Genomic DNA, 25,198 nt, shown 5'->3' with positions numbered 1-25,198 from the left:
CTCCTTGTGTTTCACACAGTATTAAGAAATATTAATATTTAACAATACATTTATATAAGGTTTACACAAGCACACAAGAAGTATGCCAAATTTAGCTGTTTCACTTTGTTTCTGAGGTAAGTCTTTACTGTGGTTTAGGGTACAAATACATCGAAAATAAATTGTGAGTCTAGGCTACCAAGATGTATGGTGTTGTTGCCTGAATGTAGCTTGATTTCTTTTTGTGTTTGTTGTTCAATTTTTTCACCATTGACCCAAGTGCCTAAACGTGAGCTGGTATCAACCACATATACATCACCAGCGTGTTGCTCAATTTGGCAGTGCTGACGTGAAATGACATAGGGTGCGATATCATGAATTTCAACATGCGCACGTGTACTTTCTTTGGAAAACCAAGAGCGTTTACTTTGCTGTTTAGACCAACGGCCAATCACAAACGGACTATCATCGACGACCAGCGCACTCATGTCATACAAGGCATGTTTAGCAGGTTCAGTTAAACCTTTGAGCATGATGGTGTCGGGTTGACTATCTTGGTGTTGGGTGATGGATGCTAGCTGGTTTTCCAAATCAACAACGCGTTTATTCATAGCTCGCATACGCTGGAAAAGGATTTCCATTACATTTTGTACGCTTTTGATATCAGTTTGTAACAAATCAAAAAACTGTATTTTGCTTAAAACACATACTTTTAAATCACCCAAGGCGATCACATTGGCAGAACATGGTAAGTCATCCACCAAACTCATTTCACCAAACACTTGTCCATCACTAAGTTCAGCAAGAAGGATTTCTGAACCATCTTGTGAAGTCCGAGTGACCTTGGCATGTCCTTTTTGAATAATATATACGCCATCACCTGTTTTGCCTTCTTGTAGCAAAATGGTGCCGTCAGTCACGGTACGTATATTTTTCCCATGTTCAAACATAAGCCCTCCAAACGTGTAGAATGTTGATTATAAACAGTATGTTGCAGAAAGTATATGTGTTGAATAGGTTTTGTTATTTAGGTGATGTAAATAGGGAAAAAGGATAAGTTGCAGGTATCACTTGCTTGAAGGGTTTGCTTTTATAGTCTGCGTTGTATGAAAAATATGAAACTGTTCTTCCATGCACAATTATCAGCCTTGTGCTTGCCATTGACCTTGGGTTTGATGTTTGCCTTATTGTTTCCTAACTCTTTGTTTGCAGAAAGTTATACACGTGATGACTTGATAGCTTATATGATTAAAGAAACCAATTTGTCCAAGACTTATGTGGAAGAACATTTGCGTGAAGCAAAGTTTGATGCTGATTTAATCCGTAAGATGAACACACCTTATGAATCAAGACCTTATGCAGATTACCGCCCTTTGTTTGTGAATGCACGTTTAAAAAAGAAATCAGAAGCATTTTTAGCCAAACATCATGATATTTTTGTCGAAGCACAAGCCAAGTATGGCGTTGCACCTGAAATCATTACAGCAATTTTGGGGATTGAAACACGGTTTGGTGAAAACTGGGGTAGAGATAGGGTGTTGGATGCATTATTCACTTTGGCAACAGGGTATGAGCGCAGAGCAAAGTTTTTCCGTAAAGAACTCAAAGCATTTTTGATATTGTGTGAAGAAGAAGGATTGAATCCTATGGATGTCCAAGGTTCATATGCGGGTGCATTTGGGGTGACGCAATTGATGCCAACTTCATTTTTGGAATATGCAGTGGATGGTAATGGTGATGGTAAACGTGATGTTTGGCATACACCCAAAGATATTATTTTTAGTGTGGCTTATTATTTTAGCCGTTACAGTTGGGATGATGATAAAATGGTGGCACATTGGGTATACAACTTGCCTAAGAATGCTTTTATCAAGCAAGCAATGAAAGATGAAACAGGTAAATATCGCAAGATGAAAGCATTTGAAGAAGCCGGTATTCAAAAACCTAAGGGTTGGTCTTCGGATGAAGAAGTTGCTTTGATTGAACGTGAAACCAAAGATGGTGTTCGCCCTTTATTGGTGAATCGTAATTTTTATGCGATTACCCGTTGGAATCGCTCGTGGAATTATGCTTTAGCAACCACAGAGCTTGCATTTATGTTGGGCAATAAGAAGTGTGATATAGGCAAGTGAAAATAAACTTTTATATTGTTGTTATTGCCTTGTTTGTGTTAAGTGCATGTGCGCCTATGCGTTATGCGAATCAGTCGCAGTCTGCTTCCAATGCACCATCTTCTTATGCTTCCCTAGGTTCAGGCGGAAGTGTGAAACATGGGAAACCTTATCAGGTTGCAGGAAAGTGGTATTACCCTTTGGATAGCAATGCACAATACAGTCAAGTCGGTATTGCTTCATGGTATGGTAAGAAATTTCATGGCAGAAAAACAGCCAATGGTGAGACCTATAATATGTATGCTATGACAGCAGCACATACAACTTTACCTATGCCTTCATTGGTATTGGTAACCAATTTGGATAATGGTAAATCTGTCAAAGTGAGGGTCAATGATAGAGGGCCTTTTGTGAAAGGAAGGTTGATTGATTTATCCTATGCTGCGGCAAAAGCACTGGGTTATGCCAAGCAAGGTACAGCACGGGTACGTGTTCAAACTTTAAATGCAGCAGAACACAGTGTGAGTAAACAGCAGGTAAACAGACAGCATGTGCTGAAACCACAGCTTGTAAAACCAATACAACAATCAGCTATCCAACATGAGCCTAAGATGGCCTATGTTCAGGTGGGTGCATTTGCAGAACATGACAATGCGCTTGGTGTTGTGGGTAAGTTGCAAACACACTTGGATGCGAATCACCCGCCGTTAAAAGTGGTGAATATTGGGCATGTTTATCGTGTTCGTGTGGGGCCTTTTGATTTGGATGAAGATGCTGAACACACATTAAGTTTGATTCAAAACAAAGGTTATTCGGCTGCGATGATTATTCATGGTGATGCTGTTGAATAAGGTGCTTGCTGCATTTGGTTCATCGCGGATTGTCCAAGGTGATGCACGTTTTGTGGATGTGGAATTGTTGTCTGAAAAAATAGGGCAAGCAGGTTGGCATGGTTTGGTGGGTGGTCATCAAGGCATGATGGCTGCTTTTTCTCAGGGTATTACAGCAGGTTCTGGACATGTGACAGGCATTACTTTGGAAGTGTTTCCTACACCGCCTCAGAATAGTTTAAGTGAAGAGAAACGCGCTTCAGATTTTTTTGAGCGTATGCAAATGTTGATTGAGCAACCTGCAGCATATTTGGTATTGCCTGGCGGTTTGGGTACATTGGCAGAATTTGCCATGACTTGGGATTTGTTGGCGATTAAAATTTTAGAGCCTCGCCCTTTGCTGGTTTATGGTGCTTGTTGGGAGCCGTTAATTGATATGATGCAACAACAGTTGGTGATGAGTGTGGATAGTGGTTTTCAGTGTCTTCAATATTGCGAAACACATGAAGACGTGCTTGCGGCTTTGGCGGATTAAGCATGGCATTTGAAGACATTAAATTACAGATACCCAATGAACAAGGTGGTCAACGCTTAGATACGGCATTGGCAGCATGTTCAAGCTTTTCAAGACGGCGTATTCAACGTGCGATTGATGAAGGTGGCGTGTATGTGAATAAAAAACGTTGTCGTAAAGCAGGGCGCATTGTGCAAGGTGGTGAAAAAGTTCGCATTGTGACTTTGGATGATGAAGTGCTGACACCTTTTTCGGAAGATCAAATTGTATGGCGCGAACAATCGTGGGTATTGGTGCACAAAAAAGCAGGGCAATATGCACAAGAAGCCTTGCATCGCAGTAAAGGTACGTTGGTGTATGAGTTGGCAATGTTTTTAAAGTTGCCTCCTGTGGAGACTAAACAGCTGCGTCCTGTACACCGCTTGGATAAAGGCACATCAGGTTTGATGATGTTTTGTTATGACCCCAAAGCATTGCAGCATTTGCAGCATCATTGGCATCAAGCCGTAGAAAAAGAGTATATGGCAGTGGTATCACCTGTACCAGACTGGACAGAAATACTTATTGAAGCACCGTTGTCAGCCAAAGCTGATAGGTGGGGGCGTTATGCCGTGGTTGAGCAAGGGAAGCTAAGTAAAACGGAAGCTTTTGTTGTGGAAACACGCGGGGATAAAGCTTTAATACGTTTGGTTCCCCATACAGGACGCACCCACCAGCTTCGGGTACATTTGGCGCATTTGGGTCATCCGATTCTTGGTGATGCACGTTATGGTGGCAAAAAACATGCACGGTTGATGCTTCATGCTAAAGTTTTGAAAATTAAAGGTTATGCTATGCGTTCTAAACAACCACAGTTGGAATGGTGTGTGGATTCAGAAGGAGATTGGGAATGGTAAGGTTATTATGTTTTATTGGGATATTGGTATTCACCCAGCAGGCTGGGGCGGCGAATATTACATGGCCATCAGAACCAGAGCTTAAAGCCAAATCTTGGGTGTTGCTGGATGCACGCTCTGGACAAGTGTTGGCGAAACATGAAGAAAACCTACGTTTAGCACCAGCAAGTATGACCAAAATGATGACGTTATATTTGGCATTTGAGGCGATTAAGTCGGGCAATGTAGATTTGGATGAGCGGGTGAATGTTAGCACTAAAGCATGGAAGGTTGGTGGTAGCACCATGTTTTTAGAGCCGCGTATGCATCCAACCATTCGTGAAATTATTCATGGCATAGCCACATTTTCGGGTAATGATGCGGCGATTGTGATTGCAGAGCATATTTCAGGGTCTGAAAGTGCCTTTGTAGGGCTGATGAATGGTAAAGCCAAAGCCTTGGGTATGACCAATACGCATTTTAGTAATCCCACAGGTTTCCCCGATGAAAATCATTTTAGTACTGCTATGGACATGGCGAAATTGGCTGTCGCATTGTGGCGCGATTTTCCTAAGTTTTTTGAAATATTTTCTGAAAGAAGTTATACATTTGATGGGCGCACGCAATGGAATCGCAATCGTTTGTTGTGGACAATGCCAGAAGCCAGAGGTTTGAAAACGGGGCACACAGAAGAAGCAGGGTATTGTTTAACTGCTGCAGCAGAAAAAGGAAATATGCGTTTGGTATCGTCTGTGTTTGGTACGGATTCTAAAACAGCGCGCCAAAAACAATCGCAAGTATTGTTGCGTTATGGTATGGGGCAGTTTGTGACCTTGCGGCCTAAAGAAAAAGATATTCGCCGTAAAATTGAAGTTTTTGAAGGTACACAAGAGTTTGTTTGGCTTAAACCTGCCAAACCAGTGTGGATTACAGTGCCTCAAGGTAGTGAAAGGTATTTGGGTTTTGCCTTGCATTATACATCGCCACAACTTGCGCCGATTCAACAAGGTGAGCAGCTAGGTAGTATTCAAGCTACATTACGTATTGCTGATGAAGATATTACTTTGCAGTCCATTCCGATGTTGGCTGAGCAAACTGTAGAGCGTGCATCATGGTTTGGTCGAAAATGGGATACTTTAAGACTTTGGTGGCGTGCACAGTAGTTGTATCACGGCGTTAAGCAGCAAGCCTCGCTTCTGCTTCGGCAATGATATTCTCTTGATGTTCGGCATGGGCAATATGAAATAAAAATGCCCAAAGACTATGTTCATGATCAAAGTAAACCTTGTTGCCTCGGAAGGTAACGGTGACACCATAGGTTTGATTGGTGACAGCAAAAGTACCAATATTTAAGAAGTGGTCTGCGATACGCTTAGCACGGAATGGGTTCATGTGTAGCCTCCTGTTGTCACTTGTTTTATCTATCGCAAGTGACATCGTATGCTTTAACTACAGGTACAGGTTGGTCTAGCTTAGATTGCTTGCATGTGATTCGTCGCACGAATGGTTGGTGAGTTTACTCTCGCAAAACTACAGCTTTCTTTCTATGCTTTTGCATATCTTTAAGTTTGAGGTGAAAATAATATGAGCAAACCACTGGTTGCCTATGTGAACAATAGTTTTGTGCCGCTGGAAAAAGCGATGATACATGTTGAAGACCGTGGGTTTCAGTTTGCTGATGGTGTGTATGAAGTGGTGGCATGTTATGCTGGCACTTACCTTGATTTAAAACCACATTTGGCGCGTTTGCAGCGCTCATGTGCGGCAATTGCAATTGATTTTCCCAAATCCATGGCTGAATTGGAAGTTTTGGTGCAGCAAGCTTATGAAAAAAATCCCTTTGATGATGCCATGGTGTATATTCAAGTAACACGCGGTGTCGCACCACGCAATCATGTGGTGAATCAACCCATCACACCTACCTTGGTCATTACCGTTCGTGAACTGCCTAAACCCAGCGATGCCAAAGTGAAGACGGGTGTGCAAGGCATTACATTACAAGATATTCGTTGGAAACATTGTGAAATTAAGTCGATTGCATTACTTGCCAGCGTGATGGGTAAACAAGAAGCAGTGCGAGCTGGTGTGGATGAAGCCTTTTGGTTGGATGCGCAAGGGCATGTTTTAGAAGGCTGTGCTACCAATATTTTTGCCGTGATTGATGGTGTGCTGGTGACGCATCCCTTGGATAACCAAGTGTTGGGAGGCATTACACGAAACATGGCAATTGAAGTGGCAAAAGATGCAGGTATTGTAGTGCAAGAGCGGGCATGGAAGCTGGATGAAACGGGTTTAAGTGAATGTTTAATGAGTAGCACAACCAATGCAGTTTTGCCTGTGTGTCGTATGAATCAACAAGTCATTGGTGATGGCAAACCTGGTGAGATCGGGCTTAAAATCAGGCAGTTGATGTTGGCAAAAATTGATGCTTTGCGTGCTGCTTAGATGATGGAAAAACTAATGTTTAAAGGTGTGCTGTTGGATTTGGATGGTACGCTTATTGATGCTTTTACACCCATTATTCGTGCGATGCGTGAAACACTGCAACATTTCTCGCTTCCTGCGATGAGTGATGCTGCCATTCGCAGGCATACAGGGCGTGGTGATTGTAGTATGACGGCATTGTTTGGTGATAAAAAAGAGCAAGCAGCGCAGCATTTTATCCAAGTACATGACCAAACTTATTTGAATGATATTCAAATGATGCAAGGCGCCGAAGTTTTGATGCAGTGGTTACAAGATAAAAACATTCCTATGGCCGTGGTAACCAGCAAAGGTCAATATCGTGCAGAAGCGCAGTTGGAGAAGTTGGGATGGCTGTCTTACTTTTCTTGTATTATTGGTAAGTTAGAAGGTAGGGCATCCAAACCAGATCCAGAACCATTGCTGTTGGCTTGTGAGCAAATGAGCTTAGATATTCAAGATATTATCATGGTTGGTGATGGTGAAGCAGATATGAAAGCAGCATGTCGTGCAGGGTGTTTGGCAATAGGTTTAACACATTCTTTTTCAGAAGATGAACTGGTGCAAGCTGGTGCTAATCATTGCTTTGCTTCATTGGACGATGTTCTGCGCTGGATGAAAGGTGAGGTAACATGACACAGAAAGATACACTGATTCGTTTTTTATTGCCTGAAGCACGAGCTAGGGGTGCGATTATTCGCGGTAAACATATCATTGCTGAGGCAAATGCTATTCACGGCTTGCAAGGCGAACCTGCCTTATTGTTTGGACAAACATTATTGGCTTCTATCATGTTGTTAAGCATCAGTAAGGGTGGGGTACGGCAGGTATTGCAGTTGGATGCAAGCGATGAGAATACGCCTATTAAACGTATGCAAGCTGAGTCCAAGAGTGGTGCCGTGCGTGGTTATGTGCAATGGCGTGATGGGGCGCATCCAACAGTAGAAGGCGAAGGTATTACGGCGTTGATGGGTGAAAATATTTTGCTTTCTACGGTGCGTGATTTGGGTGTGGGGCAACCGTATGTTTCCACAGTGCAGCATGATTCTGCTTGGCTTGCCGATCATATGTTGGAATATTTGCGGCAGTCTGTGCAAGTGCAGGCAGATATGCTGTTGGTTGGTGATTTAGCGATGATGGTTGAAGCCATGCCCGGTTGTGATGATACGCATTGGTTTAAAGCTGTGGAAGCCATGGCGAAAGTAAGCAATCAAGCTTTGGAACATGGCGAACCAGAGGATATTTTGAAGGTATTTGCTGATTTAGGCTGTCAAATCGTTGGGCAAGATGTTTATCATTATGCATGTTCATGTTCCAAAGAGAGCATGAAACAAGCATTGGCAGGCATTGCAGAAGAAGACCTTCATGAACTTGCAGATGAGGCGGGTGATGTAACACTGTCGTGCCAATATTGTAATAATCATGTTAAAGTAAACATAGGAACGGATGAAGACACATGCGATTGAGCCAAGAATTTAGAGACCAATATATTCAACATGAAATGCGAACCCATGGGCGAAAAAATGGCTTTGTGACCACGGGGCAAGAGGCACGATTGCTCAAATGGTTGCCCGTGATTGGTTTGCCCAAGGGTAAAACATTGGCTATGGCAGGCATTCCTCCAGAGTCTCCCATTGTGATGGAAATTGGTTTTGGTAATGGTGACTTTCTTGTCCATTTGGCATCCAAACATCCTGATTGGGCATTGCTTGGTGTGGAAATTTATTTACCCGGTGTGGCAAAAGCTGTGGGACGTTTGGAAGACGCGGGTTTTATTGAACGCACACGCATCACACAGTTGCCTGCGCAATTTGTATTGGAAAACCAAGTGGATGAAAACCAACTGCATGGTGTGTTTATCAACCATCCAGACCCATGGCCTAAACCACGTCATCATAAACGAAGGATTATTCAAAAAGACTTTGCTAATCTGTTGGTAACACGTGTGAAAAGTGGTGGTTTCATCAAATTAGCAACCGATAAACCCGATTTGGCAGAGTGGATGCAAGATGTTTTGGATCATACCGAAGGTTTGACCAATGTGGCGGGCAAAGGTGGTTTTATTGAACGTGATGAGGATAGACCCCACACCAAATTTGAGCAGCGTGGTCTCAAAGAAGGGCGTATCAGCCAGTTTTTACATTATGTGAAGAAGTAATGCTGGTCACGGATGCTTGCTTGCGAGAAAGTAAATATCTTTCTATGCTAGTGCTAGTTATACTTTAAATGGAAGTAGGGAGATGGTAGATGGATATTTCTGAACTGTTGGCGTTTTCGGTAAAAAATGGAGCTTCAGATTTGCATATCTCCGCAGGTGAAGCGCCGATGATTCGTATCAATGGTGATATGACTAAAATTAAGATGCCAGCTCTAGAAGATAGGCAAGTGCAAGCCATGGTTTATGATATTATGAACGATGAGCAAAGAAAAAACTTTGAAGAACACTTGGATTTGGATTTTTCATTTGCCCTTGGTGATATTGCTCGTTTTCGTGTGAACTGCTTTTGGCAAAACCGAGGCATGTCTGCTGTTTTTCGTACCATTCCTACAGAAGTTCTTACCTTAGAGCAACTCAATGCTCCTGAACTTTTTAAAGAGTTAGCCATGGCACCACGTGGTATTTGTTTGGTGACGGGGCCTACAGGTTCGGGTAAATCAACCACACTTGCTGCTATGTTGGATTATCGCAATCAAATGGAAAAAGGGCATATTTTAACAGTAGAAGATCCAATTGAATTTGTGCATCAAACAAAGAACAGTCTCATTTCTCAGCGTGAAGTGGGTGCGCACACCAAATCATTTGCATCAGCATTGAAAGGTGCGCTACGTGAAGACCCTGACGTGATTCTTGTAGGTGAAATGCGGGATTTGGAAACCATTAGTCTTGCACTATCTGCGGCTGAAACAGGGCATATGGTGTTTGGTACATTGCATACCTCATCAGCACCTAAAACCATAGACCGTATTATTGATGTGTTCCCAGCTGCAGAAAAAGATATGGTACGTTCCATGCTTTCAGAGTCACTTAAAGCTGTGATTTCACAAACACTGATGAAAACATCCGATGGTAAAGGACGCGTAGCCGCTCATGAAATTATGCTAGGCACGCCTGCTGTGCGAAACTTGATTCGTGAAAATAAATTGGCACAAATTGTGTCGGTGATGCAAACAGGGCAACGTGAAGGCATGCAAACTTTAGATATGTGCCTGCAAAACTTGGTGAAACAACGCAAAATTACACAAGATACAGCCATGGAAAAAGCACAAAACAAAAAACTATTTGGTGGGTAATTATACATGAGCGCACGAATCCCAGATCAAAAAACCTCAATTAAACAGCTATTAAGCATCATGGTTAAACAAGATGCCTCAGATGTGTATATTACATCTGGTATGCCGCCTTCATACCGCATTAATTCCAAGGTTGTTCCTTTAAAACAAACACCATTAAGTGCAGTGCAGACAGAACAGCTTGCCAATTCGGTGATGTCCGAGAAACAACGGGCTGAATTTTCTGAGACCATGGAAATGAACTTGGCGATAGCTTATGAAGGTATGGGAAGGTTTCGGGTGAATATCTTCCGGCAGCGTGGCGATGTGGGTATGGTGATTCGTAAAATTACAACAGATGTGCCAACCATTGAACAACTGGGTTTACCCGATATATTCAAAGACATTATTATGAGCAAACGTGGTCTCGTGTTGATGGTGGGTGCCACCAGCTCTGGTAAATCAACTTCGCTTGCAGCCATGATTGACCATAGGAACCGTAATGCCGCAGGGCATATTATTACGATTGAAGACCCGATTGAATTTGTACATCAGCACCGTAAATCAGTGGTGACACAGCGCGAAGTAGGTACCGATACTTTAGATTTTAAATATGCTTTAAAAAACACATTGCGCCAAGCACCAGACCTTATTTTGGTGGGTGAAATTCGGGATAGGGATACCATGGAACATGCGTTAACGTTTGCTGAAACGGGGCATGTGTGCGTGGCAACCTTGCATGCGAACAATTCCAACCAAGCATTGGAGCGTATTCGCAATTTTTTCCCTGAAGAAATGCATACCCAAGTACAATTAAACCTTGCGATGAATATGAAAGCGATTTTATCACAGCGTTTGGTGCGTACAGTAGATGGTGGGAGAACGGTTGCTATTGAAACGTTAATCAATACAGCACGTGTTGCAGATCAAATTGGTAACTGGGATATTATAGGCATTAAAGATACCATGGAAGCGGGTGCAAACTATGGCATGAACACCTTTGACCAAGCACTGCTTAAGTTGTGGAAAGATGGACGAATCACTGAAGATGAAGCATTAAGAAATGCTGATGCTGCCAATGATTTACGCTTGAAAATGAAAATGAATCGACTAGAGGCTTCGGATGATGAAGCTAGCCCTATTGATCAGCTTACAGGTAGTGATAGTGGACTGTCGATTTAATGTTGCTGAGGGCTAGAAATAAGTATGAGTGATTGGCATGTGATTGATGATTTACTCTTGGCATCCAATAAACATGGTGCATCCGATTTAATTATTCGTACAAACGATAGAGTGCGCATGCGTATCAATGGAGCGGTGGTGACGATTTCACCTGACCAAGTGCCTGTGCAAAACCGTGATCAAGTGAAATCTATGGTATTACATATGTTGCGGGATCATCATATTCCCATTGATGTTGAAGAGCATAAAAGTTTAGATTTCCATTATTCATTGGAAAATGTAGCGCACTTTCGTGTACACATGATGAAAACCAATGGTAACTTCGGTTTGGTTGCGCGTATTATTCCAACTAAAATCCCAACATTTGATCAGTTACACCTACCACCTGTGATTCGCGAAATATCAGATAATCGCAATGGTTTGGTCATTATTGCTGGAGCAACAGGCTCGGGTAAAAGTACAACCATGGCAACCATGTTGCAGCATATTATTACGCATAGACCCGTTCATGTGATTACCATCGAAGATCCGATGGAATTTCGTTATAGCACAGCGCAAAAGGGTACGGTTTGTCAACGCCAGTTGGGTGAAGATGTTTCAACCTATGCTGAAGGTTTGTCCGATGCGTTACGTGAAGCACCAGATGTTATTGTTGCAGGTGAGGCAAGGGATAGAGAAGTGATTCAGTTGGCATTACAAGCTTCAGAAACGGGCCATTTGGTGATGGCAACTGTACATGCAACCACGGCAGTCGGTACAATTCAACGCTTGATGTCCGCTTTTGGTTTGGATGAACAGGATGCGATTCGTGAGCGTATAGGGCACAACTTAAAAGCCATTATTGTACAAAAATTATTACCAACTGCGGATGGTAAAAGCCGTATGGCAGCATTAGAAATACTGATTTGTAATTCGGTCGTTCGTCACTTTATTTTAGAAAATCGTTTTTCTGATATACCCAAAGCGATGGAAGAAGGTACAACGATTTATGGCAGCCAGTCTTTTGATCAGCATTTGGAACAACTGGTGCATAAAAATTTGGTGGATTATGAAGAGGCGCTTGCCAATGCTGTCAAACAAGAAGATTTTGTAATGCGTATGGGGCGAGATTCCCAATTTTAGAGAGGTTATAGATTGAATGCCAAGTTTTGATATTGTATGTGACTGTGATATGCAGGAAATGGATAATGCTGTAAACCAAGTGAAAAAAGAAATTACCACGCGTTATGACTTTAAGCATAGTAAAGCGAGCATAGAGCTGGCTGATGGTGTTATTAAACTCACTGGTGATGATGTGAACAACTTGAATACAGTATGTGAAATACTGCGGGCAAAAATGGTTAGGCGAAAGCTGGATGCCAAGTCATTGGAATATGGTGAGCCTGAGAATGCATCAGGTGATACCAAGCGCCAAACCCTAACCATTAAACAAGGTATCGATAAAGAGCTTGCTAAAAAAATTGTTAAACTGATTAAACAAGAAAAAATGAAAGTACAAGCTGCAATCCAAGGTGAACATGTGCGTGTGACGGGCAAAAAGCGGGATGATTTGCAAGCTGCCATGGCATTGGTTCGGCAAATGGAAGTAGACCGCCCATTACATTTCACCAACTTTAGAGATTAATTCTATGTCCAAACAAGCACCTCTCAGGGCTGTTGCACTGATGGGAGCCACAGGAACAGGTAAATCTGCATTGGCGCTAGCCTTGGCAGAGCCAAGGGATATATGCCTGATTTCGTGTGACTCCATGCAAGTTTATCAAGGTTTAGATATTGGCACATCCAAACCATTGCCAAGTGAGCAAGCCAAAGTTCGGCATGCGCTGATTGATTGTACCGATGTATCGGCTATTTGGAATGCGCAAATTTGGGCAGATGCAGCATTGAAAATTATTGCTCAAGAAAACCTCAATGGAAAGGTGCCCATTATAGTGGGTGGTACAGGTATGTATCTCAAAGCTTTATTGCAAGGTTTTGCTGAAGTGCCGGCGGAGAAAGAAGGGGTGCGCGCGCATTTTGAGCAAATACAGCAAGAGCAGGGCACAGCTTATTTATATCAGCAACTTCAAGTTGTGGATGCGGCACTGGCTTCGCGTTTAGAACCGCAAGATAGCCAGCGTATTATTCGTGGTTTATCAGTATTTGAAAGCACAGGCATACCTTTGTCGGTGTGGCATGACAAACAAGCCAAATCAGAACAGCAGGCGAAGGATAATATACATTGCCCTGTGTTTGTTCTGGAGCGTCCACGCGAGGAATTAAGGGCGCGTATTGCCAAGCGGTTTATGCAAATGATGGATGTGGGTTGGTTGGAAGAAACCAAGTGGTTACAGTCTCTTGGTTTGCCTGATACACACCCTGTGATGCGTGCTGTGGGTTATCGGCAGCTGTTGGATCACTTGCAAGGTGACGATAGTTTAGATGCGGCGATTGAAAAGGGTATTACAGCCACAAGGCGTTATGCAAAGCGGCAAGGTACTTGGTTTCGGAACCAAACCAAAACTGCATTTAGAGGGCAAACAAGCGAAGTTGAGCAGGCAATGAAGAGTGCTTTAGGGAGATACTGATTTATTGGCATCCTGCCAAAAATTTGGGCAAGAAAGGAAAAGCGAGGTTTTCCTTTCTCTTACAAATCAAACGCTTACACTATTGATTTGCCAGCCCGTCCATGGGCTGCACGGAAGCACTGAATAAATCAGCGCTTCCTTAGAGGAACATTTGTCTACTTTGTGATTTGAATGGTTTTCAGTTTTCCTTTGTATACTCGCTGAATCGCAAATGATTTTTGGCTTACCCCACTGGCATCATAATGGTAGTTACCACTGATTGCAGGGAATTCGTTGGTGTTGTTTAATTCATGAATAGCTGCTTCACCTTTAACACCCAAACGCGTACCCAAAACAGCAATGCTCATCGCAGTGTCATAAGCCAAAGCAAAAAGGGGTGAGATGTGTTGGTTATCTGCCCAAATGCTTCGGTATTGGTTTTGTACATCTAGGATAGCTTGGTTGGGTTGTGGTAAGCTGATAAACGGTGTTGAAAATTCCGCACCACTCAAATAACGACCTTTGTCATCCAATAAATGCCCATCATCCCAACGGTGGCTACCATAGAGTTGAATACGCGTAATATCAGAGTATGCCATTTGTCCTGCAAGCACGGCTATTTTTTTGCCTGAAGCAGCGATATAAATAGCATCCATATTCAGCGGCATTTTGATATCGACTTCAAGGGTTGGGCTAAATAAATAAAGGTCTTCTTCTAAACTTGCTAAGAGTTCTTCATCATCAGTGCGTTCACGCATAGCAACAAAAGCAGGTCTGTAATCACGCACACCTTCTTTTAAGGCAAACATGTCGATGACTTCACCACCATGATCCATGAATGTTTGTGCAAATGCTGCGGCTTCTTCCGTGCTACTGTTGTTATCATCATAAATCACGACCATACGCTGCTTGCCTTGTTGCAATGCATAATGCGCCATAAAGTCAGCTTGTACTGTTTTTGCCAAGCTATGTATAAACAGTGCACCAGATTCACTGGCCAATTCAACTTGGTTAGATAAAGAAATTACGGGAATATTGTTGACCAAGTAGGGGGCGATGGTGCTGGTATTTTGGCTGAGTAGTGGGCCTATAATCCATTGCGCACCTTGGGCTAAGAGGTGGTAGTATGCACTAATCACTTTATCGGATTCACCTGCTGTATCTTGGATGCGTAAAATAATATTGTTTTCAAATTCAGGTTTACTCATGGCAAGGCGAATACCCTGCAGTGCTTGTTGCCCATATACCGCATACTTGCCAGTTAATGGCAGCATCACACCCACAACACTCACTTCACCTTCACTTTCAGCCCAATGTTTAACAATAGAAGCAGCCTCACTGTCAGGCAGGTCTACTTCAAGAATTTTAGCAATCACGCGTACGGCATGATAATCACCAACCATTAATCGTTCACGGGCAACATAACGATAAAAATCAGCTTGTTCTGCTTGAATGGGGTTATCTGAGCGGCGAATTTGTAAGACGCGTGATAATGATGCGTATTTTGCAGCCTGTTGCAGCCAAAGTTCCTTGTGTTCAGTGTCATGTAGGGATAGCGCAAGCAACCATTGAATACTGGATTCTTCGGATACGCTGCTTAATAGGGGTTGCCCAAGTTCAATGATATCATTTAAGGTATCAGGGTCGATATTGCTTTGTCTTAAAGCTGCAGTGAGCTCATCCATAGTGGCTTCATGGTTATCCAATATATCCCAATGTTGTGCCAGTAATAGGTGAAGTTTTACTGCGTCGGGATGGTGAGCCCATTGTTGTAGGATAGACTCACTGATGGCAAATGCGTCGGGTTGTTCAAATTCAAATAACAGTGTTGCATAGGCTATGGCAGCTTGCCCTTGACTAAATTTGGGTATATTTGGGTCTTGGCTAAGTAAATACAAGGCATCCAAAGAAGTGGTTTCAGGGTTTTCTAGGCGTGCTTGTTCGACCAATTGTTCAATAATCGTTTGCATTTCCTCAATTTTTGCTTGCTGTGCATCTTGTATATCTTGTTTTTCAGCTTGTGTTTGGGTGGCTTGTTGGTCAAGGTGCAATGTTGCTCTCTTGCCACCACCACAGCTTGTCAGCATGGTTGCGCTTATTAAGATTGCTGTCATTAAGGTAAACGGGTAAGTTAATTTCAACATGGATACGCAAACTAAACATAAAGAGCAGCGTGGTAAACTTTTCATTGTTGCTACGCCCATCGGCAATTTGCAAGACATGACTTTTCGCGCTGTAGATACGTTGAAGCATGTGGATGTTATTGCTTGTGAAGATACACGAACCAGCCGTAAACTGTTGGATTTTTATGGTATTGGCACCCAATTGATACCCTGCCATGACCACAATGAAAATAAAGCTTCCCGACAGATTATGGGGTTGTTGCTTGAAGGAAAAGATGTGGCACTTATTTCCGATGCAGGCACACCGTTGATTAATGACCCTGGTTACCATGTGGTGCACTTGTTGCGTAAGCATGCTTTTGATGTGGTAACGATTCCAGGTGCATCCAGTCCGATTGCGGCACTGGCAGCTTCGGGGTTGCCGACTGATATTTTTACCTATTTGGGTTTTTTGCCTCGCAAAGGCAAGGCAAGGTCTGTTTTATTAGAACGCATACAACAAGCCAAGGATACACAAGTCTTTTTAGAGTCGCCCAAGCGTATCCTTAAAACATTGCAAGCCTTACAGTGCTTGGCGGGTATGGATGATAGACCATGCGTGGTTGGGCGTGAACTCACCAAAATGTATGAAGAATTTATTCATGGCACTTTGCAAGAAGTGGTAACGCATTTTGAAGCACATGATGGGCGTGGTGAAATGGTGGTGATGATTGGCGCGGGAGCACAGGTCGAAGCTGATGATGCCATGATTCAGCAAGCTTTGGATGTTGTTTTGGCGCGTGGTTTATCGGCATCGGCATCAGCCAAACAAGTTGCCAAAGATTTGCATATATCACGCTCGCGAGTTTATGCTTTGATTCACCCCAAAGCTGAAGAAAAGTGAGCACGGTTAAAGGAAAAGTTGCTGAAGATGCGGCAGCCAAGTTTTTAATCAAGAAAGGTTATGTGATTTTGGATAGAAACCGCAGGCTGGGGCGTGGTGAATTGGATATTGTGGCTTCATCGGCGGATATACTGGCTTTTGTTGAGGTTAAAGGGCATCAACAACGCACATCAAGTATTGAAGCTATGCATCAGGATAAACAGCAGCGTATGGTGTCTGCTGCACAAACATGGTTGGGGCAACATCCTAAATTTGGCAATTATCAGTGTCGCTTTGATTTGATTGTTGTTCTACCTTCAAATATCAAACTTTTACCACCCAAGATTGAGCATATTAAAGATATTATTCGTCTTTAGCTTCTAAACTTGCGACTTCTTTGAGTGTTTTGCTTAAACTTGTTATTTGTTCAGCAGATAATTGCTTACCATGATCTTGGATGAAAAACACATCCACAATACGCTCACCAAAACTTGAAATAGATGCACCATTAATGATGAAACCCGCACGGGTAATTTCATAGCTCAGTGCAGCGAGCAACCCTGCTCTATCCGCAGCGGTCACTTCAATGGCTGTTTGACTAAAAGAAGCAAGGGGTAGGGTACGCACTCGCACAGGTACACGTTCCATCAATACATTGCTGCGAATATTGGTTTGTTTGGGTGCTTCAAGCGGCGCATCATTTTGTAACATGGCAGTAATACGTGATTGTAAACGTTCTAAGTCTTGGGGTTCAACCAGAGGTTGCTTGTCTTTGTTTTGAATATGAAAAACATCCAAGATTTTATGGTTGCCCAATGCAAATGCATGGGCGGCAACCACATTAATTTGACCAGCTGCAATCACAGAGGCTAATTTGACAAACAAAGCAGGACGTTCATTGGCTGCAATCATCACCATGGTGTCGCAGCGGTCGTGGTCAATAAAGTGACCAACTGCAAAATCTACGCTGTTGTCCATAAAACCTGAGTCGGCTAATAATTCTGAAATCGGTACCAGTTGATAAGGCGGAAAGTGGGCAATAAAGCGGTTGGGTAATTGTTTGAGCACGGATTCAATCAAATTGGGTTGTTTGGATATTTGAAGGGTGCTGCGGATGCGTGCTTGTTGTTGTTCTTCTAATACTTCTGGGTTAATCATTTCGCCCATCAAGGCATGGCGAGTGGCGTGATATAGTTGGCTCAACAATGAACCTTTCCAATCATTCCACACATTAGGACCTACAGCTGCAATATCAGCAACGGTTAAGCAGAGCAGGCAATTTAAACGCTCCATATTGCCCACTTTATCGGCAAAGGTTTGAATCACTTCAGGGTCAGATAAATCAAAGCGTTGTGAGGTGACGGCCATGGTTAAATGTTTGCTTACCAACCATGCAACAAGATTGGTTGCATCTTCTGTTAAACCAATGGATGAACAGAACTCGCGGGCTAATATTTCACCGTTTTCTGAGTGGTCACCAGCCATACCCTTGGCAATATCATGGAAAAGCAGGGCAAGATAGAGCAATTCAGGGCGCTTTAAGCGGTGAAACACCTCTTGGGCAAGCGGAAGGCGAAGTTCACGGTCGCCATGTATCATATTTCGGGCTTCACCAATGGCATGCAGGGTATGCTCATCCACAGTATAGGCGTGGTATTGGTTGAATTGCCCTAAGCCGACCACTTTATAAAAAGCAGGCACAAAACCACCCAAAACACCTGTATCTTTCATTTCTTTAAGCGCCCAAGCCACATTACGTGGATGTTTTAAAATACGCATAAATAAACGATGTGCTTCGGGGTTGGCACGAAAATCATCATTCATCAAATGCCGTTCATCTTCACGGATTTGACGTAATGCAGCATTGCTAAGGTGGCGATGGTCTTCTTGACCAACATTAAAAATGCGTAAGAGATTAAGAGGGTTATCTTTAAATACTCGCTCGTGACGAATGCCAACTTTATTACCTGTAAGCGTGAAATCGTCATCAATATTGCGGGTGAAAGCAAAGAAGGACTCATGTATATGTTCGTCAATATCTTGTAGTATAAGTGTGGAAACCCGCGCAATTCTGCCCGCTTGGCTGAAGTAGTCTTTCATTAAACCATCCACTGCGGGCAGATGTTCTATGGGCTGATAACCCATGCTTTCAGCAAGCACAGCTTGTTGCTCAAAAGATAATCTGTCGTTAGGACGTTTGGTTTGTAAGTGTAAACCAACGCGGCAACGCCATAGGAAGTCTTGCGCCATCAATAAATCATGCATTTCACGTTGTGAGATATGACCATCAGCGACCAGTGCATCAAGACTGTTCTTTTCAAACCAAGCTTTGGCAATCCAAAACACCGACTGCACATCGCGCAAGCCACCTTTGCATTCCTTGATATCAGGCTCCATTAAAAATGCGGAATCACCGGTGCGGTTATGCCTTAATCGGTGTTCTTGAAGTTTGGCTTCCACAAACTTTTTGCGTTGTTTTTTAAAGAAAAGTGCTGTTTGGTCTGATAATTCATCAAAAAGTGATAGTTTTCCGCATAAAAGGCGAATTTCTTGGGCTGTGGTTGCAGAGTTCCAGTCTTCTTTGATGTGGCTGATGGTTTCTTTAACGGAGCGCACAGCATGACCAATTTTGGCGCTCATATCCCACATCACATACAAAAAATCTTGAATATCATCATTCATTTGTTGGTTTCTTTCTTCAGGCATAATAAACCAAAAGTCCCAATCCGATTGTGGTGCAAGTTCACCGCGCCCATAACCACCAACAGCAACAAAGGCAATGTGTTGGCTAGTTTCTGGCGCAATTTCTTGCCAGATATGTACAAGTATTTCATCCACACCATCACACATCAAATGCATCAAATCCACACCACTTGCCTTAGCCTTAAATGCAGCTTCAACATCTTGGTATAGTTGTTTTAAATGTGTTTTTCCGTAGTCGATAAGTGCCTGATTGTTTTGGGTTTGCTGATTTGAACTCATATATTGTCACCTTGCGGAAGCAAAATTGTATCTTTGGCCTCTTTGGCTTGGTTGGGGTAGTCGGTTGTGTAGTGCAGACCGCGCGATTCATGCCGTTGTTGGGCGCTGCGAATCATTAAATCGGCAAGCAAAGCAAGGTTTCTTAACTCAAGCAGGCTGCGACTTAATGGATGTTGCCAGTAATATTCTGCAATTTCTTCATGGATGAGGAATAAACGTCTTCTTGCGCGACGCAAACGTTCTGATGTGCGCACGATGCCAACATAATTGGACATAATAGCACGAATTTCATCCCAGTTTTGTTTGATTTGCACGCGTTCTTGCTCGGGTACAACGCCGCTGCTGTCCCAAGCTGGAATTACCACGGATTTGTGTGTACTGGGTTCTTGCACAATACGGGCTGCGCATTGGTCAGCCATCACCAAACATTCCAACAATGAGTTGCTGGCAAGGCGATTTGCCCCATGTAACCCCGTACATGCAGCTTCCCCAATCACAGATAGACCAGTAACTGCGGTAGCACCGCTGACATCGGTTTGCACGCCGCCACACATATAATGTGCCGCGGGAACAATAGGAATAGGCTGTTTGCTCATATCTAACCCCATGGCTAACAACCGACGTTGGATATTGGGGAATTGGCTGTTGATTTTGTCTGCGCCCAAGTGGGTGACATCCAAATACATGCAGTCTTCACCTGTTTTCTTGATTTCGCGGTCAATGGCGCGTGCCACAATATCGCGCGGGGCAAGTTCACCGCGTTCATCATCATCGAAAGCAAATCTGCGCCCATTTTTATCAATCAAATGTGCGCCTTCACCGCGTAATGCTTCAGTGAGCAGCATGGTCGAGCCGCTGGGATTATAGAGGCAAGTTGGATGAAATTGCATAAATTCCAAGTTCATCACAGGGCAACCTGCGCGCCATGCCATCGCAATGCCATCGCCCGTTGCAGCATGGGGGTTGGAGGTGTACATATACACTTTGCCTGCACCGCCCGTTGCCAAAACCACATGTTTGGCTGCAATGCTAAACACTTCGCCCAGCTCAGGCAGAATATATGCACCCAAACACTGGTTTTTCTGATTAAAAATACCCAGTTTATAGGTGGTAATCAAATCAACGACCATATGCCGCTGAAGGCAGGTAATGTTAGGGTTTTTCTGTACATACGATAGTAAGGTTTCACCAATGGCTTTGCCTGTGGAGTCTTGCACATGGGCAATGCGGCGGTGGGAATGCCCACCTTCGCGGGTGAGATGAAGCTCACCATTTTCAGTGTCAAAAGGTGTGCCCAATTGTAAGAGTTCTTCCACCATATCATGCCCATGGTTTACCACTTCACTAACCACGTCAGCATGACAAAGCCCTGCACCTGCCTTGATGGTATCTTCAATATGGCTTTCAATGCTGTCGTCTTTGGTGATAAAACCCGCAATGCCACCTTGGGCTTGGAAGGTATTGGAATCAGGGAAGTCTGATTTGTTTACTAGGATGACTTTGCCATGGTTCGCTAAGCGGTGCGCTGCCATCAACCCTGCAGCACCGCTGCCGATAATTAGGTAGTCGCAATGTTGGGCTGAGTTTGTTGGTGTGTTAGAATCCGAAGGCATGGGCAGAGCATAAACGTAGAAGACTGTGATTTCACCTGTTCTTTATTTGTTATTCCCGCGTCACTCCAGGGTGGTCTCTCTTATACCTATGGTATATATTTACCTTCAGACGGGAATCCACCATGTTTTTATTGTGATATGGTTAGTGTATGTTTACATTCACTGGTAACCTAAATTGAAGTATGGATTCCCACCTACGTGGGAATGACGATAGGGGAGATATAATGAGAAACTTGTGGTTATTTATATTTTTTGCCGTGCTGATTTGGTCGGTTATCAATCCTAAAGACTATTTCACATGGGTATTGGAAGTAATACCTGCATTGATTGCTTTTGTAGTGATGATGTTTACCTATAAATCATTCCCGCTTACACCCATGCTTTATATTTTAATCCTTACCCACAGCATCATTCTCATGGTGGGTGGGCACTACACTTATGCCGAAGTGCCATTGTTTGATTGGCTTGCCGAGATGATGGACTGGCAGCGCAATAACTACGATAAAGTAGGGCACTTCGCTCAAGGTTTTGTGCCTGTGATGGTGGCAAGAGAGATTGTGATTCGTAAAAATATTATCCCACGTCCTGCATGGCGAAACTTTTTTATTGTTTGTTTTTGTCTGGCATTCAGTGCATTTTATGAGTTGATTGAGTGGTGGGTCGCGTTGGTATCAGGTGAAGGCGCAGAAGCCTTTTTAGGCACCCAAGGTTACATCTGGGACACCCAATCAGATATGGCTTTTGCATTGCTTGGCGCAATCATGGGTTTGATACTATTAAGCCGCTGGCATGATAAGCAATTGAAAGAAATCTAGCTTTTTACCTGTACGCATTTGGTTGCGGCTAAGGCTTCTCGTTGCAGCTTAACTTATCCATGAAATTGTTAAACCTACGCTGTCTGGTTTCTGGTTTCTTTGCCGATTCTAAGCCGTAAGCAATGGTATAACGGTTGGACTTGGTGAGTGTTTCATAGAACTGTTTTGCACTAGGCTCGTTCTCTAGTGCTGCAAGGAAGTCTGCGGGTACTTTCATCGCACTGACATCATAGGCGCTCTCCCAACGCCCATCTTCTTTTGCGGTACGCACATGCACAAGCCCTTGCTCTTTCATTCGCCCTTCAATAATCAGGCGTTCAACATGTTTTGTATTTCGTTTTGACCAATTGCTTCGTGCTTTTCGCGGCGTAATCCGTTGAAGATAGGCTTGGTCGTCGAGTGACTTCTTAATACCGTCAATCCAACCCCAGCATAGACACTCAACCACGACTTCATTCCAGTTTACGCTAACAATACCAGAGCCTTTTTTGAATATTTTAATCCAAAGTTCGTTTTCAGTATCGTGGTTGCTTTCTAGCCATTTGCTTAGCTCATTTACTGACTTAAAGGTTCTTGTTTTAGTTGTATCAGGTTTGGGCATAAAATTAGGTTTCCTAGTATGAACCTTTACCAAGAATAACATGTCTAACTCCACCTCTTGGTTCTTTTACATCACCATTCCTTCTTGGGATTAAGTGAACATGACAGTGAAACACTGTTTGCCCTGCACTTTCACCTGAATTTATACCAATGTTAAATCCTGTAACAGATGTATCTTGCTTTTCTATAGATTCTTTTTCAGCGAATAGTAATTGGTTAATAGCATTGATTTCTGCTTGCCCTAGCTCAAAGTATGAAGCGACATGCCGTTTAGGTATAATTAAAGTGTGGTGTTTTGTAACAGGGAAACCATCACGTATTGAATACGCTAATTCATTGCTTGAGATAACCCTACTTGGCTCAATGTTACAAAAGAGGCAGCTTTTATCTCTGTGGTTATATGATTCCTTTAGTCCTCTAAAATCTGTATCATCTCTGTCACGCTTCATAGCGTTGCAGCTATAGCATAATGATTGAAAGTTACTTATATCGTCAGAACCACCGTGATTCCTTGGGAGTATATGGTCAACCTCTAATGCTTTTTTATCAGCAGAGATGCCACAAAGTTCACAGCGAAACTTGGCTCTTTTTAAAACTTCATATCTAATTGTACCACTAATATAGCCAAGAGATTTACGACGGTGTTTATATATTGATTCACCACGTTTTTCGATAAACTCTTGCAGGCGATCTTTACATAATTTAATTAGTTGCTGGCGCTCATCATTAGAGTAACTATCTATGTCCAATAATGTGTATTCTCTAGTAGACTTATCTCGCGTTACAATATTGTGATTCCGTAATACCTTGCCAACCATACTGTTTGTAATGGTTGTGTAATATTCAACTTGGCTTTTATCGTATGATAACAGCTCTTTTGCAATTATGCTTTCGTGACATGTTCCATTGTTTTCTAGGAGCGTCATTAATAGAACAGGCTGATAAATATGCGACATCCTCATCTTCTTTTCGATGAATAGTGCTAACTCTGCGTGTTTCATTTTTTTATTGCCTAATCCGTGGGTCAGCCCAAGCGTAAGCTAAATCCGCGATAAGGTTGCCGACAAGGGTTAGGACTGCGCCGATGACGGTGATGCCCATAACAAGGGGGTAATCCCTTGAAAGTACGGCTTCAAAGAATAATAAACCCATGCCGGGGATAGAGAATAGTTGCTCTACGATGACTGAGCCGCCGATAAGACCTGGTATGGATAAACCTAAAAGCGTAATCATGGGAAGTAGTGCGTTTTTTAGGGCTAAGCGGTAGTGAATGGCTGTTTCGGAGACACCCATGGCACGGGCGGTGGTAATGTATTCGCTGCGAATTACATCCAGCATGCCTGTGCGCATAAAGCGAGACATACCCGCAAGCCCGCCAATGGCAGAGACAAACACGGGAAGAATTAAATGTTTGAGTAGGTCGAGTTGTTGCTCTAGCCAGCCCATTTGTTGCCAGTCGTAGTCATGGATACCTGAGATGGGTAGCAGCTGCATGTTCACACCCAATGCCATCATCAGCAATAAACCCAACCAAAAGGAGGGGATGGCAAAGGCTAGGAAGACAAACACGGTTAAACTGCGGTCTAACCACGAATCTTTGCGCACCGCAGACACCACGCCTATAGGAATGGCAATGATGAGAATAAATGCCATGGCGAGTATATTTATCCAAAGGGTGACAGGAAGGCGCTCGGCAATCTTATCCAATACGGGGCGACCATCGGCAGAAAATGAGTTGCCAAAATCAAGGGTGGCAAGCCTGCCTAACCAATCAAAATATTGCACATACAAGGGTTTATCCAAGCCATAGAATGAACGAAGACGCTCAATGTCTTGGGCGGACACTTTAGGGTCGAAAGCTTGACCAACCACGGATGGTTCACCTGGGGCAAGGTGCATCATGCCAAAGGATATGATGGTAATCCCCAAGAGTAGGGGAATCATGGCGATAAGGCGCTTGAGTGCGTAAGCTTTCATGGCTGCAAGCGTAAGGGGCGATGTCAGCTTATGCAATGTACGCATTTAAGTTGGTTTAAAATAGGCAGGGTTTAGGTGTATTTTGCTGTGAATGAGATGGGTTGAACATTTGATCAAAGTGGGCTTAAAATACCAACCCAAACCTTTACAGTATAAGGGGAAAGAAGTGAAAATAATGCTTGACACAGTAAACTTATGCACTTTTTTAGACTGTGTCACAGTTTTGTCATGATGGGCTTGGGTTTTAGCTTTAAAGATGCGGTGTAAACGTGTAAGGGATTGTTAAATAAGGGAATAGTTCGGATGCCTAAAAAATATGCAAAAGGCTAAGTACATTGTATATTTAAGCGGATGCTAGTTACACACAGCGTTATCCACAAAGTTATCCACAGGATACGTGGACAACTTTTATTGTTGTGTATTGTTGGGTCTATAGCTTCAATGGTTCATGCGTTG

The 25,198-nt window shown here is 43.1% G+C and carries 25 protein-coding genes; 17 read left to right on the top strand and 8 right to left on the bottom strand.

Going from position 1 to position 25,198, the window contains the following annotated elements; all coding sequences use genetic code 11:
* Nucleotides 1–134: 134 nt before the first annotated feature.
* Nucleotides 135–929, bottom strand: a complete 795-nt coding sequence (locus DM09_RS11210) for a cyclic nucleotide-binding domain-containing protein (RefSeq protein WP_051938374.1) — start codon at nucleotides 927–929, stop codon at nucleotides 135–137.
* A 156-nt stretch (nucleotides 930–1,085) separates the two neighbouring features.
* On the opposite strand from DM09_RS11210, the gene DM09_RS09630 reads away from it, so the two are divergent.
* From DM09_RS09630 to DM09_RS09610, 5 genes are read left to right on the top strand one after another with little or no spacing between them, the layout of a single operon-like run.
* Nucleotides 1,086–2,111 (top strand): lytic murein transglycosylase, encoded by a 1,026-nt coding sequence (locus tag DM09_RS09630; protein WP_038250462.1) that lies wholly within the window; start codon nucleotides 1,086–1,088, stop codon nucleotides 2,109–2,111.
* Nucleotides 2,108–2,941: a septal ring lytic transglycosylase RlpA family protein gene (locus DM09_RS09625; protein WP_051938373.1), complete on the top strand. Its 834-nt coding sequence runs from the start codon at nucleotides 2,108–2,110 to the stop codon at nucleotides 2,939–2,941. The genes DM09_RS09630 and DM09_RS09625 overlap by 4 nt, the downstream gene beginning before the upstream one ends.
* Before the next feature lies 1 nt (nucleotide 2,942).
* A complete protein-coding gene (locus DM09_RS09620; protein ID WP_232507812.1) occupies nucleotides 2,943–3,455 on the top strand; it encodes an LOG family protein in 513 nt (170 codons plus the stop codon).
* Nucleotides 3,456–3,457: 2 nt separating this feature from the next.
* Complete coding sequence (locus DM09_RS09615) at nucleotides 3,458–4,330, top strand: RluA family pseudouridine synthase (protein WP_038250458.1); 873 nt, start codon at nucleotides 3,458–3,460, stop codon at nucleotides 4,328–4,330.
* Nucleotides 4,324–5,472 (top strand): D-alanyl-D-alanine carboxypeptidase family protein, encoded by a 1,149-nt coding sequence (locus DM09_RS09610; RefSeq protein ID WP_038250456.1) that lies wholly within the window; start codon nucleotides 4,324–4,326, stop codon nucleotides 5,470–5,472. Before DM09_RS09615 ends, DM09_RS09610 begins: the two co-directional genes overlap by 7 nt.
* Nucleotides 5,473–5,485: 13 nt before the next feature.
* On the opposite strand, the gene DM09_RS09605 is transcribed toward DM09_RS09610, so the two are convergent.
* Nucleotides 5,486–5,701, bottom strand: coding sequence for a hypothetical protein (locus DM09_RS09605; RefSeq protein WP_038250453.1), 216 nt, complete (start codon nucleotides 5,699–5,701; stop codon nucleotides 5,486–5,488).
* A gap of 192 nt (nucleotides 5,702–5,893) precedes the next feature.
* On the opposite strand from DM09_RS09605, the gene DM09_RS09600 reads away from it, so the two are divergent.
* From DM09_RS09600 to miaA, 9 genes are all read left to right on the top strand, one after another.
* The gene (locus tag DM09_RS09600) at nucleotides 5,894–6,754 is read left to right on the top strand and encodes an aminotransferase class IV (protein WP_038250449.1); all 861 of its coding nucleotides are present in this window, start codon (nucleotides 5,894–5,896) and stop codon (nucleotides 6,752–6,754) included.
* A complete protein-coding gene (locus DM09_RS09595; protein WP_232507808.1) occupies nucleotides 6,755–7,408 on the top strand; it encodes an HAD family hydrolase in 654 nt (217 codons plus the stop codon). It abuts the gene before it with no gap.
* Nucleotides 7,405–8,238: an Hsp33 family molecular chaperone HslO gene (gene hslO, locus DM09_RS09590; protein ID WP_038250448.1), complete on the top strand. Its 834-nt coding sequence runs from the start codon at nucleotides 7,405–7,407 to the stop codon at nucleotides 8,236–8,238. Before DM09_RS09595 ends, hslO begins: the two co-directional genes overlap by 4 nt.
* On the top strand, nucleotides 8,229–8,930 hold the full coding sequence (gene trmB / locus DM09_RS09585) for a tRNA (guanosine(46)-N7)-methyltransferase TrmB (protein ID WP_038250447.1): 702 nt from the start codon (nucleotides 8,229–8,231) through the stop codon (nucleotides 8,928–8,930). The genes hslO and trmB overlap by 10 nt, the downstream gene beginning before the upstream one ends.
* A gap of 89 nt (nucleotides 8,931–9,019) precedes the next feature.
* A complete protein-coding gene (locus tag DM09_RS09580; protein ID WP_038250446.1) occupies nucleotides 9,020–10,063 on the top strand; it encodes a type IV pilus twitching motility protein PilT in 1,044 nt (347 codons plus the stop codon).
* 6 nt (nucleotides 10,064–10,069) lie between these two features.
* A complete protein-coding gene (locus DM09_RS09575) occupies nucleotides 10,070–11,224 on the top strand; it encodes a PilT/PilU family type 4a pilus ATPase (protein ID WP_038250445.1) in 1,155 nt (384 codons plus the stop codon).
* A 24-nt stretch (nucleotides 11,225–11,248) separates the two neighbouring features.
* A complete protein-coding gene (locus DM09_RS09570; protein ID WP_038250443.1) occupies nucleotides 11,249–12,346 on the top strand; it encodes a type IV pilus twitching motility protein PilT in 1,098 nt (365 codons plus the stop codon).
* A 16-nt stretch (nucleotides 12,347–12,362) separates the two neighbouring features.
* Nucleotides 12,363–12,848, top strand: coding sequence for a YajQ family cyclic di-GMP-binding protein (locus DM09_RS09565; RefSeq protein WP_038250441.1), 486 nt, complete (start codon nucleotides 12,363–12,365; stop codon nucleotides 12,846–12,848).
* A 4-nt stretch (nucleotides 12,849–12,852) separates the two neighbouring features.
* Nucleotides 12,853–13,791, top strand: a complete 939-nt coding sequence (gene miaA, locus DM09_RS09560) for a tRNA (adenosine(37)-N6)-dimethylallyltransferase MiaA (RefSeq protein ID WP_038250439.1) — start codon at nucleotides 12,853–12,855, stop codon at nucleotides 13,789–13,791.
* A gap of 155 nt (nucleotides 13,792–13,946) precedes the next feature.
* Here the strand turns inward: miaA and DM09_RS09555 are convergent, their stop codons facing one another.
* Nucleotides 13,947–15,914, bottom strand: coding sequence for a penicillin-binding protein activator (locus DM09_RS09555; RefSeq protein ID WP_051938372.1), 1,968 nt, complete (start codon nucleotides 15,912–15,914; stop codon nucleotides 13,947–13,949).
* On the opposite strand from DM09_RS09555, the gene rsmI reads away from it, so the two are divergent.
* Complete coding sequence (gene rsmI, locus DM09_RS09550; RefSeq protein ID WP_038250437.1) at nucleotides 15,913–16,776, top strand: 16S rRNA (cytidine(1402)-2'-O)-methyltransferase; 864 nt, start codon at nucleotides 15,913–15,915, stop codon at nucleotides 16,774–16,776. The two genes, DM09_RS09555 and rsmI, sit on opposite strands and share 2 nt — an antisense overlap.
* Nucleotides 16,773–17,132 carry a YraN family protein gene (locus tag DM09_RS09545; protein WP_038250434.1) on the top strand — a complete coding sequence of 120 codons (360 nt, stop codon included), beginning with the start codon at nucleotides 16,773–16,775 and terminating at the stop codon, nucleotides 17,130–17,132. Before rsmI ends, DM09_RS09545 begins: the two co-directional genes overlap by 4 nt.
* Here the strand turns inward: DM09_RS09545 and glnD are convergent.
* Together glnD and nadB are read right to left on the bottom strand one after the other, a co-directional pair.
* Nucleotides 17,119–19,737 (bottom strand): [protein-PII] uridylyltransferase, encoded by a 2,619-nt coding sequence (gene glnD, locus DM09_RS09540; RefSeq protein WP_051938371.1) that lies wholly within the window; start codon nucleotides 19,735–19,737, stop codon nucleotides 17,119–17,121. The two genes, DM09_RS09545 and glnD, sit on opposite strands and share 14 nt — an antisense overlap.
* Nucleotides 19,734–21,350 carry an L-aspartate oxidase gene (nadB, locus tag DM09_RS09535; protein ID WP_051938370.1) on the bottom strand — a complete coding sequence of 539 codons (1,617 nt, stop codon included), beginning with the start codon at nucleotides 21,348–21,350 and terminating at the stop codon, nucleotides 19,734–19,736. The genes glnD and nadB overlap by 4 nt, the downstream gene beginning before the upstream one ends.
* 224 nt (nucleotides 21,351–21,574) lie before the next feature.
* Between nadB and DM09_RS09530 the strand changes: the two genes are divergently transcribed.
* Nucleotides 21,575–22,165, top strand: coding sequence for a DUF2238 domain-containing protein (locus DM09_RS09530; RefSeq protein ID WP_038250431.1), 591 nt, complete (start codon nucleotides 21,575–21,577; stop codon nucleotides 22,163–22,165).
* A gap of 28 nt (nucleotides 22,166–22,193) precedes the next feature.
* Here the strand turns inward: DM09_RS09530 and DM09_RS09525 are convergent, their stop codons facing one another.
* The 3 genes from DM09_RS09525 to DM09_RS09515 are packed head-to-tail and all read right to left on the bottom strand — an operon-like array spanning nucleotide 22,194 to nucleotide 24,742.
* Nucleotides 22,194–22,766, bottom strand: coding sequence for a YdeI/OmpD-associated family protein (locus DM09_RS09525; protein ID WP_038250627.1), 573 nt, complete (start codon nucleotides 22,764–22,766; stop codon nucleotides 22,194–22,196).
* Nucleotides 22,767–22,779: 13 nt separating this feature from the next.
* The gene (locus DM09_RS09520; protein WP_038250428.1) at nucleotides 22,780–23,766 is read right to left on the bottom strand and encodes an HIT domain-containing protein; all 987 of its coding nucleotides are present in this window, start codon (nucleotides 23,764–23,766) and stop codon (nucleotides 22,780–22,782) included.
* A gap of 4 nt (nucleotides 23,767–23,770) precedes the next feature.
* Entirely contained in the window at nucleotides 23,771–24,742 is a 972-nt protein-coding gene (locus tag DM09_RS09515) for an ABC transporter permease (protein WP_038250426.1), read from the bottom strand.
* Nucleotides 24,743–25,198: the final 456 nt, after the last annotated feature.

It is taken from the genome of Ghiorsea bivora, from assembly GCF_000744415.1.
GTDB classification, from domain to species: Bacteria; Pseudomonadota; Zetaproteobacteria; order Mariprofundales; family Mariprofundaceae; genus Ghiorsea; species Ghiorsea bivora.
Note: the sequence above shows the minus strand (reverse complement) of the source record. Positions and strands in the feature narration are given on the sequence as shown.

What these genes read in the sequence shown, in the direction of transcription:
- DM09_RS09630 (WP_038250462.1), top strand. Translation starts at nt 1,086, where the DNA reads ATGAAAAATATGAAACTGTTCTTCCATGCACAATTATCAGCCTTGTGC.
- DM09_RS09570 (WP_038250443.1), top strand. Translation starts at nt 11,249, where the DNA reads ATGAGTGATTGGCATGTGATTGATGATTTACTCTTGGCATCCAATAAA.
- DM09_RS11210 (WP_051938374.1), bottom strand. Translation starts at nt 929, where the DNA reads ATGTTTGAACATGGGAAAAATATACGTACCGTGACTGACGGCACCATT.
- DM09_RS09580 (WP_038250446.1), top strand. Translation starts at nt 9,020, where the DNA reads ATGGATATTTCTGAACTGTTGGCGTTTTCGGTAAAAAATGGAGCTTCA.
- DM09_RS09605 (WP_038250453.1), bottom strand. Translation starts at nt 5,701, where the DNA reads ATGAACCCATTCCGTGCTAAGCGTATCGCAGACCACTTCTTAAATATT.
- DM09_RS09515 (WP_038250426.1), bottom strand. Translation starts at nt 24,742, where the DNA reads ATGAAAGCTTACGCACTCAAGCGCCTTATCGCCATGATTCCCCTACTC.
- DM09_RS09555 (WP_051938372.1), bottom strand. Translation starts at nt 15,914, where the DNA reads ATGTTGAAATTAACTTACCCGTTTACCTTAATGACAGCAATCTTAATA.
- trmB (WP_038250447.1), top strand. Translation starts at nt 8,229, where the DNA reads ATGCGATTGAGCCAAGAATTTAGAGACCAATATATTCAACATGAAATG.
- DM09_RS09530 (WP_038250431.1), top strand. Translation starts at nt 21,575, where the DNA reads ATGAGAAACTTGTGGTTATTTATATTTTTTGCCGTGCTGATTTGGTCG.
- DM09_RS09600 (WP_038250449.1), top strand. Translation starts at nt 5,894, where the DNA reads ATGAGCAAACCACTGGTTGCCTATGTGAACAATAGTTTTGTGCCGCTG.
- miaA (WP_038250439.1), top strand. Translation starts at nt 12,853, where the DNA reads ATGTCCAAACAAGCACCTCTCAGGGCTGTTGCACTGATGGGAGCCACA.
- hslO (WP_038250448.1), top strand. Translation starts at nt 7,405, where the DNA reads ATGACACAGAAAGATACACTGATTCGTTTTTTATTGCCTGAAGCACGA.
- DM09_RS09575 (WP_038250445.1), top strand. Translation starts at nt 10,070, where the DNA reads ATGAGCGCACGAATCCCAGATCAAAAAACCTCAATTAAACAGCTATTA.
- DM09_RS09520 (WP_038250428.1), bottom strand. Translation starts at nt 23,766, where the DNA reads ATGAAACACGCAGAGTTAGCACTATTCATCGAAAAGAAGATGAGGATG.
- DM09_RS09615 (WP_038250458.1), top strand. Translation starts at nt 3,458, where the DNA reads ATGGCATTTGAAGACATTAAATTACAGATACCCAATGAACAAGGTGGT.
- DM09_RS09525 (WP_038250627.1), bottom strand. Translation starts at nt 22,766, where the DNA reads ATGCCCAAACCTGATACAACTAAAACAAGAACCTTTAAGTCAGTAAAT.
- DM09_RS09565 (WP_038250441.1), top strand. Translation starts at nt 12,363, where the DNA reads ATGCCAAGTTTTGATATTGTATGTGACTGTGATATGCAGGAAATGGAT.
- nadB (WP_051938370.1), bottom strand. Translation starts at nt 21,350, where the DNA reads ATGCCTTCGGATTCTAACACACCAACAAACTCAGCCCAACATTGCGAC.
- glnD (WP_051938371.1), bottom strand. Translation starts at nt 19,737, where the DNA reads ATGAGTTCAAATCAGCAAACCCAAAACAATCAGGCACTTATCGACTAC.
- rsmI (WP_038250437.1), top strand. Translation starts at nt 15,913, where the DNA reads ATGGATACGCAAACTAAACATAAAGAGCAGCGTGGTAAACTTTTCATT.
- DM09_RS09595 (WP_232507808.1), top strand. Translation starts at nt 6,755, where the DNA reads ATGATGGAAAAACTAATGTTTAAAGGTGTGCTGTTGGATTTGGATGGT.
- DM09_RS09610 (WP_038250456.1), top strand. Translation starts at nt 4,324, where the DNA reads ATGGTAAGGTTATTATGTTTTATTGGGATATTGGTATTCACCCAGCAG.